General features: G+C 65.2%; 10 protein-coding genes. 2 read left to right on the top strand and 8 right to left on the bottom strand.

Annotated elements, in window-relative coordinates; all coding sequences use genetic code 11:
• The 4 genes from VKM35_RS00430 to VKM35_RS00415 all read right to left on the bottom strand — a co-directional run.
• A partial coding sequence (locus VKM35_RS00430; protein WP_324317207.1) for a glycosyltransferase occupies positions 1-750 on the bottom strand: 750 nt, incomplete at its 3' end.
• 15 nt (positions 751-765) lie between these two features.
• On the bottom strand, positions 766-957 hold the full coding sequence (locus VKM35_RS00425) for a zinc-finger domain-containing protein (protein ID WP_324317205.1): 192 nt from the start codon (positions 955-957) through the stop codon (positions 766-768).
• Between the two features lie 131 nt (positions 958-1088).
• Positions 1089-1673, bottom strand: a complete 585-nt coding sequence (locus VKM35_RS00420) for a YceI family protein (RefSeq protein ID WP_324317203.1) — start codon at positions 1671-1673, stop codon at positions 1089-1091.
• A gap of 17 nt (positions 1674-1690) precedes the next feature.
• Entirely contained in the window at positions 1691-2281 is a 591-nt protein-coding gene (locus VKM35_RS00415; RefSeq protein ID WP_324317201.1) for a malonic semialdehyde reductase, read from the bottom strand.
• A 145-nt stretch (positions 2282-2426) separates the two neighbouring features.
• On the opposite strand from VKM35_RS00415, the gene VKM35_RS00410 reads away from it, so the two are divergent.
• On the top strand, positions 2427-3398 hold the full coding sequence (locus VKM35_RS00410) for a mitochondrial fission ELM1 family protein (RefSeq protein WP_324317199.1): 972 nt from the start codon (positions 2427-2429) through the stop codon (positions 3396-3398).
• On the opposite strand, the gene glnE is transcribed toward VKM35_RS00410, so the two are convergent.
• The 3 genes from glnE to VKM35_RS00395 form a co-directional block, all read right to left on the bottom strand.
• Positions 3385-6177 (bottom strand): bifunctional [glutamate--ammonia ligase]-adenylyl-L-tyrosine phosphorylase/[glutamate--ammonia-ligase] adenylyltransferase, encoded by a 2793-nt coding sequence (gene glnE, locus VKM35_RS00405; RefSeq protein ID WP_324317197.1) that lies wholly within the window; start codon positions 6175-6177, stop codon positions 3385-3387. The genes VKM35_RS00410 and glnE overlap by 14 nt on opposite strands.
• 199 nt (positions 6178-6376) lie before the next feature.
• Positions 6377-7576, bottom strand: coding sequence for a magnesium transporter (locus VKM35_RS00400; protein WP_324317194.1), 1200 nt, complete (start codon positions 7574-7576; stop codon positions 6377-6379).
• 137 nt (positions 7577-7713) lie between these two features.
• Positions 7714-8250: an ester cyclase gene (locus tag VKM35_RS00395; protein ID WP_324317192.1), complete on the bottom strand. Its 537-nt coding sequence runs from the start codon at positions 8248-8250 to the stop codon at positions 7714-7716.
• Between the two features lie 117 nt (positions 8251-8367).
• Here VKM35_RS00395 and VKM35_RS00390 point away from each other — a divergent pair, with 117 nt between their 5' ends.
• Positions 8368-9279, top strand: a complete 912-nt coding sequence (locus VKM35_RS00390; RefSeq protein ID WP_324317190.1) for a LysR substrate-binding domain-containing protein — start codon at positions 8368-8370, stop codon at positions 9277-9279.
• A 276-nt stretch (positions 9280-9555) separates the two neighbouring features.
• Here VKM35_RS00390 and groL read toward each other — a convergent pair.
• Positions 9556-11134: chaperonin GroEL (groL, locus tag VKM35_RS00385; RefSeq protein WP_324317188.1), on the bottom strand; the 1579-nt coding region annotated here is incomplete at its 5' end.

The following is an 11134-nucleotide window of genomic DNA, read 5'->3' as shown; positions in this document are numbered from 1 at the left end:
TTCGGCCAGCGCCTCGAGTTCGGCGAGATAGGCATCGCGACCCGTTTCGCGCGCACCCAGCAACCACAGGCAGGCATCGACGCCTTCCAGGCGCAGCGCAGCCAGCAGACTGATGGCCGCGGCATGGCCCTTGAGCCGGCTGCCGCGACCGGGCAGCAGCAATAATTTTTCCGCGGCGAGGGCTGGAATTTCGCTGGTCAATGCCGCGCGCTCTGCGGCACTCGCGGAAGGGCGTTGCGGAAACTGCCGGGGATCGACGCCGCGTTCGATCACTTCGAGTTTGTCCGGATCCGTCGTCGGCCACTGCCGCAGCACATGTTCGCGCACGGTGTCGGACACGCAGATGATGCGGTCGCCGCGAGTCATCACGCCCGAATACCAGCCGGCGGAATTGAGCCCGTGCACGGTGGTGACGAACGCCGGCCGCGCTGCCGGCAGCAGGCGCAGCGCCAACCACGCCAGCCACGCCGGCAGCCGCGAACGCGCATGCACGATGTCGGGGCGCAGGTGCTTGATCAGACGGCGCAGGGTGAAAACGTGTCGCAGCGTGGCCAGCGATTTCCGGCCGAGCGCGAGCTCGATGTGCTCGCTACCCTGCGCGAGCAGCTCCGGCACCAGCCGGCCGCCGGCCGATATCACGATCGAGCGATGCCCCGCGGCGACCAGAGCCTGGGCGATTTCCAGCGTGCTGCGCTCAACCCCGCCGCTTTCCAGCGCGGGCAGCAATTGCACGACGGTGAGTTGGCCCATGCGCAGGGCGCGCCCTTAGTCCTTGAGGACGAACAGGGCGCCGCAATACGGGCAGGTCGCCGAGCCAGTAGCTTCGACGGCGAGATAGACGCGCGGATGCGAATTCCAGACCGCCATCGCCGGGGTCGGGCAACACAGGGGCAGATCGGCGCGGGTGACTTCGTAACGGCGCTCGGTATTGGCCGGGGCAGACTCGGGACGCGTCATGGGCTCGATCCTGGAATTCAGGCCGGCATTTTACCCCGGCCGCGCCCACCGCGGCAGTCGTATTGCCGATCCCGGCCTTGCACCGGAACCGTAGAACCGCCGCCGGCACGTGGCCGGCGGCGTCGCTGCACTTACTTTTCGCTGTTCGCCGGTACGGCCTGTGCTTCCAGCGTGATCGCCAGCGTCACTTCATCGCCGACGGCCGGGACGTAATTACCCATGCCGAAATCCGAGCGCTTGATCGTGGTGCGGGCATCGAAGCCGGCGGCCGGAATCTTCTTCATCGGATGCTGGCCGATGCCGTTGATGGTCACGTCCAGCACGACCGGCTTGGTCACGCCGTGAATGGTCAGGTCGCCCGCGACCGCGAGCTTGCCCTTGCCGGCGTCAGTGACCTTGGTGCTCTTGAAGGTCGCGGTCGGGAATTTTTCCGCGTCGAAGAAATCGGCGCTCTGCAGATGCTCGTTGAGTCGGTCCACGCCGGTGCTGATGCTGGCGATCGGAATCTCGATGCTGATTTTCGACGCCGTCAGCTTGGCCGGATCGAGATCGAACGTGCCGCTGACCTTGTCGAAGCGGCCGGTGATGTGCGAATAGCCCATATGCGCATAGGTGAACAGCACTTGCGTGTGGCTGGAATCGATCTTGTAGTCGGTCGCATTGGCGGTAGCGATGAAGCTGGTGGCAAGCAGTGCGGCAAGCAGGATGCGTTTCATGATTTTCTCCGGTGGGATCAGGCGATGCGGCAGGCTTCGTCAAAAGCCAGGCGCGGTGAGCGGGGGAACAGCGCGGCGGGGTCACCGACGCCGAGGTTGATCAGGAAGTTGGACTTGATCGTCGTGCCGGCAAAAAACGCCGCGTCGACCTTGGCATTGTCGAAGCCCGACATCGGTCCGCAGTCGAGACCGACGGCGCGTGCAGCGAGGATCAGATAGGCGCCCTGCAGCGTGCCGTTGCGATGCGCGGTGCTGTCGATCAGCGCCTGGTTGCCGACGAACCAGCTGCGCGCATCGACATGCGGAAACAGCTGCGGAAGTTTTTCGTAGAAGGCGTAGTCGGTGGCGATGATCGCGGTCACCGGTGCCGCCATGGTCTTGTCGCGATTGCCGTCGGACAGCGCCGGCTTGAGTTTTTCCTTGGCCTCGGCGCTGCGCACGAAGACGATGCGCGCCGGCGAGGAGTTGGCGCTGGTCGGCGCCCATTTCATCAATTCGTAGATCTGGTGCAGCTGTTCGTCGGTGACCGGCTCATCGCGCCAGGCGTTGTGCGTGCGCGCGTTGCGGAAAAGCTGATCGAGGGCGGATGCGTCTAGAACCTGGGACATGCACGACTCCAAATGAGGGCCCAAGCTAGACCGCCCGGGATGAAGAGGGGGAGAGTTTATTGGTTCCAAAAACGAAACACACGGGGATGACCGAAACGGATTGTTGCGAATTGGCCCGATGATTGCCCCCTGCTACCCTGACCCCATGAGTGAAAGTGCAGACACTGCTACCGAAACCGCCTGGGCGCTCCACGACGGCGCGGCCGGCAATCATCGCCAGGCCAGTGCGCTGGCCGAAGCGCTGGGACTCACCGCCCGCGACTGGCCACTGAGCTTGGCGGCGCCTGCGCGCTGGTTCGCACCGCGGCGATGGCCCGGCAGCGAAGCGGCGTTCGGTGCGAATTTCTCCGCCGCATTGCAGGCACCGATGCCAACCTGGGCTATCGGCTGCGGACGCCGCGCCGCCCTGGCCACGCGCCTTCTGCACGCACGCGGCGCACGCACCGTGCAGATATTGGATCCGCGCATCGATCCGCAGCATTGGGATCTTGTGATCGCCCCCGAGCACGACGGCCTGCGCGGCAGCAATGTCCTCAGCCTGATCGGCAGTCTCAATCCCGTCGATGCGACATGGTTGATGAATGCGCGCATGCGCTTTCCCGAGTTGGGCAACCTGCCCGGCCCGCGCACGACGATCCTGTTGGGTGGCCCGACCGACGCGGTGCGCTTCGATCGCAGCGCTTTCGAAGTGCTGGCGAGCAAACTCGAATACACGCTGGCCACGGAAGGCGGCAGCGTGATCGTCTGCGGCTCGCGACGCACGCCGCGCGAGTTCGCGGAATTCGTCCGCGCGCGCTACGGCGAAAGTTCGGCTGCAGTCTGGATGAACAATGACGACGGCGAGAATTTTTACGCCGGTGCGCTCGCCTGGGCCGACCGCATCATCGTCTCGCCCGATTCGGTCAACATGATGTCCGAGGCCTGCGCGACGAGCGCGCCGGTGTTCATCGCCGAACCAAACCGTGCGACCGGACGCGTGCGGCGCTTCATCGCCAGTCTCGAAGCATCCGGCCGCGTGCGTGCACAGGAACGCCACCTGGGCGAGTTCCCGGTGACCCCGCTTGCGGAAACTGCGCGCATCGCTGCGCAGGTGCGCGAGTTCTTCAGGGCGCGCTGAACACCAGGCCATGCGCGGTGCAGGCCGCGCTTACAGCGGCGCGAGCAGCATCGAGCTCGGCATCGCGTGGACACAACCGCGGGCGCTGATCGAGCGTGCAATCGAGCGAGCGTGTCAGCAGCAGCGCATGCGCGCCGCGCAGCGGCCCGACTTCCTTCGCCTCCAGACCACCGGCTGCCGCGATCGCTGCGATCAACTCAGGTGTGCCGGCCACATCGGCGAGTTCAGGATGACTCGCCGCAAGCGCCAGCACCTGCGCCTGCAACAGGAATTCCAGATCGACCAATCCACCCTCGCCCTGCTTGAGGTCGAAGCGCAGAGCGTCGCTGCGATCGAGTTCGCCACGCATGCGGGCGCGCATCGCGATCACCTCGGCACGCAACACATCGCCATCGCGTACGCGCTGCAGCACCTCGCGGCGGATGCGTTCGAAACCCGCCTGCACGCGCGCATCGCCAGCGACGGCACGCGCGCGCACCAGCGCCTGCTGTTCCCAGGTCCAGGCGCGCTGCTGCTGGTAATCGGAAAAGCTTTCCAGCGTCGATACCAGCAGGCCCTTGGCACCATCGGGGCGCAGCCGCACATCGACTTCATAAAGACGGCCCGCCGCAGTCACGGTGCCGAGCAGGCTCACCAGCTTCTGCGCCAGACGAGCGAAATAACGCGAGGCTTCCAGCGGGCGCATGCCGTCGGACATTTCATCGCCACGCGCATCGTGCAGGAATACCAGATCGAGGTCGGAACCGAAGCCGAGTTCGCGTCCGCCGACGCTGCCATAAGCGACCACGGCGAAGCCCGCACCGGCGATCTCGCCGTGCGCCTGGCGCATTTCCCGTTCCGCGAGCGCGACCACCTGCTGAAGCAGCGACTGGGCGAGCGTTGCCAGATGCCGCGAGCAGGCCATCGCCGACAAACGCTGCGCCAGCGTCGCCAGCGCAAAACGAAACGCCAGACTCTGGCGGATTTCGTTGAGCGCAGACAGCGCCGATTCGGTATCGCCGGTGGCGATCGCCGCAGCATCGCGCTGCAGGCGCGCCTGCACATCGGCCGCACCGATGTCGGCGGCGGCGAGCCGGGCATCGAGCAATTCGTCGAGCAGCAGCGGATGTTCGGCAAGGCGCTCGGCCAGCAGCGCACTGCGCGCGACCACATCGACAAGACGCGCAAGCGCAACCGGCTGTTCTTCCAGCAGTGCGAGGTAGCTCGTACGTCGGGTGATCGCTTGCATCAAGCTCAGGCCGCGCGGCAACGCGGCATCGGGCGCACTGCTTTGCGCACTGGCTTCGATCAGCGCCGGCAGCACGTGATCGAGCCGTTGCCGCGCGCGCTCCGACAGGCTGCGCACCGCCGGCGATTGTGCGAAATCGCGCAGACGCTGGTGATGTTCTGCCGCCTGCACGAAGCCAGCATCGATCAATACCTGCACATCGCCGCCTTCCGGCAACGCGCGCCAGTATTGCGCCAGCGCATTCGCCGCGACCTTGCGTCGACGCGATTGCAGCAGGCCTTCGAACGCTTCCGACACCACGGCGCGGTGCGCATCGAGTTCCACCAGCAGCGCGGCGGTGTCGGCATAGCCCAACGCGAGCGCGATGCGCAGGCGCGCGGCTTCGTCTTCCGGCAGTGCGTGCACCTGCTGGTCGGCGAACATCTGCACGCGATTTTCCAGGCGGCGCAGGAATCGGTACGCCTGCGCCAGCGCCTGCGTCGTCGCCAGCGGCAAATAGCCGGCATCGGCGAGCGCAGCCAGCGCCGGCAGCAACGAACGCTGACGCAGAGCCGCTTCGCGGCCGCCGCGAATCAGCTGCAGGGCCTGCACCAGGAACTCGACTTCGCGAATGCCGCCCGGGCCGAGCTTGATGTGCTCGGCGAGTTCGCGCTTCTGCACTTCGGCGTCGATCAGCGCTTTCATCTCGCGCAAGCCGTCGAGCGCGGAATAGTCGAGATAGCGGCGATAGATGAAAGGCCGCAGGGTGTCGAGCAGGTGTTCGCCGGCAGCGATGTCGCCAGCGACCGGACGCGCCTTGATCCAGGCATAGCGTTCCCAGTCGCGACCTTCGCGCTGGTAGTACTGCTCCATCGCCGCGAAGCTCAGTGCGATGCGTCCGGAACTGCCGAACGGCCGCAGGCGCAGATCGACGCGATGACTGAAACCTTCCGCCGTCACTTCGCCGAGCAACTGCGCCAGGCGCTGACCGATCCGGGTGAAATACGCTTCGGCATCGAGCGGGCGCGCGCCGTCGCTGACGCCGTGGTCGGCAAAAGCGTAGACGAGATCGATGTCGGAAGAAAAATTCAGTTCGCCGCCACCGAGTTTGCCGAGGCCGAACACCACCAGCGACTGCGCCGCACCTTGCGCGTCGCGCACCGCGCCATGTCGCGCTTGGAATTGCAGCGACAACGCCGACAGGGCAGCCGCCAAAGCCTGCTCGGCGATGCGGCTGCTGCCGGCAAGAGTGTCGTCGACCGTGTCGGCGCCGGACAGATCACGCCAGATCAGGCGCGCGGATTCGCCGGCGCGCCAGCGTCGCAACAGGCCCGGCCATTGCGCTTCGTCATCGGCAGGCAGCAACGGTGGCGGCTGGGCAGCGTCATCAAGCGTGAGACAAAGGCCGGGCTGCCGACACAGCGTGTCAACGGCGAAATCGCTGGCGAGGGCGAGGCGGGAAAATTTTTCCGCCTGCACCGGATCGGCGAACGCCTCGGGGCAAGCCTGGCGCAGGCGGGCGAACGCGCGGTCCTGCACGGCGGAGAGAGTGGGATTCGAAGCGGGAGCCATGCGCGATTCTGGCATGGGGGTCGGGTTCAATAGTGAGCCGGCATCGCGGCTTGCATCGCGATCGTGCCCGCTCCCACAAGGCAGAAAAAGAAAAGCCCGCAGCGCTAGGCAGCTGCGGGCTTTCCGCTCCCTCCCCCACGTCGGAAGCCGCCGGCATCCTGGCCCGGCGTCGGGCAAGGATGCACGTTGCGCTGCAGCACTACAACAGGAAGATCGTGACCAGACTCAGGAAGCCGCCCATGCTCACCACGTCGGTGATCGTGGTGAGGAAAATGCTCGAGGCGGTGGCCGGATCGGCGCCGAGGCGCTTGAGCAGCAAGGGAATCGCGGTGCCGGCGACACCGGCGATCATGCAGCTGAAGGCCATCGCGCCGGCGGTGATCAACGCAAGATGCATCGGCGAGGGTCCGCCGTGTTCGCGGCTGGCGACGATGAACATCGCGACGCCAGCGAGCGCACCGGTGACCGTACCATTCATCAGGCCAAGCAGCGCTTCCTTGGCGATCAACCCGACGACCTTGGTGGCGCGCAATTCGCCCAGCGTCATGCCGCGCAACAACACTGCCATCGACTGGCAGCCGAGATTGCCGCTTTGCCCGCCGAGCACCGGCAGGAACATCGCCAGTACAACGATGTGATCGATGGTGTTCTGGAAAATGCCGACCACTGCGGCGGTAATGAACACCGTAACCAGATTGATCTGCAGCCAGGGATGACGGAATTTGAAGGCGCGCATCAGCGGCGTGGCGAGGCGCTCTTCTTTCTCGACACCGACCATGGCACCGGCCTGCGCGGAAATCTCGAAGGCCTGTTGTTCGAACAGCACCTGCCCACGCACCTGGCCGACCAGGGTGCCGTCTTCCTCGCAGACCGGATACACCGGAAAATGCCGGGTAACCACTTCCCGCATCGCATCGACCAGGGTCTGCTCGGGGCGCAGGAAAAATGGATTGCGCAGCATCACCTGGTCCAACGTCTGCGTGCGCTCGGCATACAGCAGTTCGCGGAAGGCGGTGACGCCGAGCAGACGATTGCTGGCGTCGATGATGAACAGGTAGGTGACCATGCGTTGCCGGATCGTCTCGCGCAGCACATCGATCGCGGTGGCGACACTGGTGCCGCTGCGGAACACTGCCGGCGGGTCTTCCAGCAGACGGCCGACGGTGCCTTCGGCATAGCGTTGCGAATCGGACCAGTCAGTACCCGCTGGCGCCGCGGCCATGATGCGGGCGCGGGCGTCTTCGGACATCGCCGAAAGAATGTTGTTGGCGCGTGCGGGCGGCAGCGCGGCGAGCAGCTTGGCGACGGTCGCCGGATCCTGCGTGTCCAGGCGTTCGATCGCGGTCTGGGTGTCCAGTCGGGCGACCTGACTGAGCAGCGGATTGGATTCGGTCGCCAACGGACTCTCCCTCAAGGCCGGCATTGAACGTGCCAAGGGTAGCCGAAAGCGCCAGGCAGGGTGAGGCCAAGGGAGGCCCTTCCCTGCCCTCTCCCCGGCAGAAGGGATGGCGCATATCGGCAAGAGTGCGTGGCTGCCTAGGCGCAGGCCGCCAGTGCCGGGGCCAGGCGATTGGCGCGCAGTTGCGCGTCGGTGCCGAAGCGATCGACCTGGATCCAGTATTCGACGATGCGGCCATCGACGACGCGATACACCGCGCTGGCGATCTCGACCACCGGGCGCCGGGTCGGCGCATTGCCGTCGATCACTCCAACATGGCAGCCGGTCTGCCGCCAGCGCGCATAGACCTTGTCGCCGTCGGCAATGAGCTCGGTGACCTGCAGATCGAACGCGCCGTAAGCCTGGCGGAATTCCTGCACATGCGCCGCGTAATCGGCCGGCGTGCGCTCGACATCAGCGGGTGCCTCGGCATTGAGTTGATGGGCGATCACATGCGCGGCGAAGAAGTCGCCGGCGCGTTCGGGATGGCGCCCGCTACGCACCGTTTGCAGAAATCCGCTGACCACGTCCCTGGGCGAGGCGGCAATCGTCTGCGATGCCTGCGCAGCCTCGGCCTGCACCGTGGCGACCGACAGATAGCCACCCAGAAACAATAATTCCTTCCAGATCGTCATGACGCTCTCCTTTCATCCGACGCCGCAGATCGCCGCGTCTTGAGTGTGATAGAAGATACGCGCGGAAAATTTGGCCAGAAAGCGACGATTTGGCAAGCCAGACTTGAGGAAAATTCAATGGGACGACTTCCACTCACTGCCCTTGAAGGCTTCCTGCTGGCCGCCCGCCTGGGCAATCTTTCCCGCGCCGCGACGCAACTCAACCTCACCGTGAGCGCGCTCAGCCATCAGATGCGCGGGCTGGAGGAACGCCTCGGGCAACGCCTGCTGGTGCGCGGTTCGCGCGGCGTCAGCCTTACTGCCGAGGGCGAGAGATTGCTCGAAGGCATCGCGTTACCGTTCGCGGCGATCGAGCGCGCGTTGCGGCAATGCCAAGTGCCGTCCGACGACATCCTTACGCTCAGCCTGATGCCATCGATGGCCTCGAGCTGGCTGCTGCCGCGCCTGCCGGATTTTCTTGCCGCGCATCCGGAGCTGCAGATCAATCTGCAATCGAATACGACGTTGGTGAATTTCGACCAGGAGCCGGTGGACGTCGCCATCCGTTTTGGCGCCGGCCAGTGGCCCGGGCTGACGGCGGAGCACCTTTTCGACGAATGGCTGACACCCGTCGCGAGCCCGGCACTGATTGCGAAACTCGGCCGCACGCGCCTGCGCGATCTGTCGGGTTGCCCGTTGCTCGGCGATCCGGGCGGGCGCTGGACGGCATGGTTCGCTCGTTTCGGCGGCACGCCACCGACGCGCTTCGTCGCGCAGTTCAGCGACTCGGAGCCCTTGCACCGCGCCGCGGTCGAAGGGCTCGGAATCGCACTGGGGCGCATGACGATGGCGCGGCCTCTGGTGGATACCGATCGCCTGCGGCTGCTAGGCAAACAACGCCTGCGCGCGGAGTTCTCGCATTACCTTGTGTATCCGCCGCGTTCGGAAAAGCGACAGAGCGTGCGCCTGTTCCGCGACTGGCTGCTGCTGCAGGCACGGGAATATGCGGTGACGGTGGAGCCGCGCAAAGCGGGAGGGCGAAAGCCCTGATGTGAATCGAGGTGGCAGTGAACGTCGGCGCCGCCAACACGCTTCCATCGCAAGGCCTCCCCTCACGCTCTGCGGTTCCTTCGTTCACCGCAGGCAGAGGGTTCAGCTGCCGCGATGACGTTCATGCGCATGCGTTGCGTTGCCCCGCGCAACAAAAAACCCCGCCGAAGCGGGGTTTCTTGATTCTTGCAAGACTGACTGGAATCCGCCGCCGGATTGAACACCCAGGGAGTGTTCGAATCCGGCGATGTATTGCCGCTGTGCTTTTGGGGCGACTCAGAAATCCATGCCGCCCATGCCACCCATACCACCGCCGTGACCGCCGCCAGCCGGCTCGTCTTTCTTCGGCGCTTCGGCAACCATCGCCTCGGTGGTGATCATCAGGCCAGCGATCGACGCGGCGTTCTGCAGCGCGGTACGCGTGACCTTGGTCGGATCCAGGATGCCCATGGCCAGCATGTCGCCGTACTCGCCGGTAGCGGCGTTGTAGCCGAAGCTGCCCTTGCCTTCCTTGACCTTGTTCAACACCACCGACGGCTCTTCGCCGCAGTTGGTGACGATCTCGCGCAACGGCGCTTCCATCGCACGCAACGCCAGCGCGATGCCGACGTTCTGGTCGTCATTGGCGCCAGTGAGCTTGCCGATCGCCGACAGCGCGCGGATCAACGCGACGCCACCGCCCGGAACCACGCCTTCTTCGACCGCTGCGCGCGTGGCGTGCAGGGCGTCTTCGACGCGGGCTTTCTTTTCCTTCATCTCGATCTCGGTCGAAGCACCGACCTTGATCACGGCCACACCACCGGCGAGCTTGGCAACGCGCTCCTGCAGCTTTTCCTTGTCGTAGTCCGAAGAGGTTTCTTCGATCTGCGCCTTGATCTGCTTGATGCGCGACTGGATGCCGTCGGCAACGCCGGCGCCGTCGATGATCGTGGTGTTTTCCTTGGTGACCTGGATCTTCTTGGCGCGACCCAGATCCTTGATCGTGGCCTTGTCGAGCGCGAGGCCGACTTCTTCCGAAATCACGGTACCGCCGGTGAGCACGGCCATGTCTTCGAGCATCGCCTTGCGACGGTCGCCGAAGCCCGGCGCCTTGACGGCGCAGACCTTGACGATGCCGCGGATGGTGTTGACGACGAGAGTCGCGAGGGCTTCGCCTTCGACTTCCTCGGCAACGATCAGCAAGGGCTTGCCGGCCTTGGCGACGGCTTCGAGCACTGGCAACAATTCGCGGACGTTGGAGATCTTCTTGTCGTGCAGCAGGATGAACGGGTCTTCCAGCTCGGCCGACATCGACTGCTGGTTGTTGATGAAGTACGGCGACAGGTAGCCGCGGTCGAACTGCATGCCCTCGACGACGTCGAGTTCGTTGTCCAGGCCCGAGCCTTCTTCAACGGTGATGACGCCTTCCTTGCCGACCTTGTCCATGGCCTTGGCGATCAGCTCGCCGATGTTCTCGTCGGAGTTAGCCGAGATCGAACCGACCTGGGCGATTTCCTTCGAGGAGTTGCACGGCTTGGAGATGTTCTTGAGCTCGGCGACCGCAGCGATGACCGCCTTGTCCATGCCGCGCTTGAGGTCCATCGGGTTCATGCCGGCGGCGACGGCTTTCATGCCTTCGCGGATGATCGCCTGGGCGAGCACGGTGGCGGTGGTGGTGCCGTCGCCGGCGTTGTCGGAGGTCTTGGAAGCGACTTCCTTGACCATCTGCGCGCCCATGTTCTCGAACTTGTCGCTCAGTTCGATTTCCTTGGCGACGGAGACGCCGTCCTTGGTGATGGTCGGGGCGCCGAAGCTCTTGTCGAGCACGACGTTGCGGCCCTTCGGGCCGAGGGTGGCTTTGACGGCGTTGGCGAGG

Origin of the sequence: Arenimonas sp. (genome assembly GCF_035312645.1) — a bacterium.
Taxonomy (GTDB): Bacteria; Pseudomonadota; Gammaproteobacteria; order Xanthomonadales; family Xanthomonadaceae; genus Arenimonas.
This window is presented reverse-complemented; position numbering and strand designations above follow the sequence as displayed.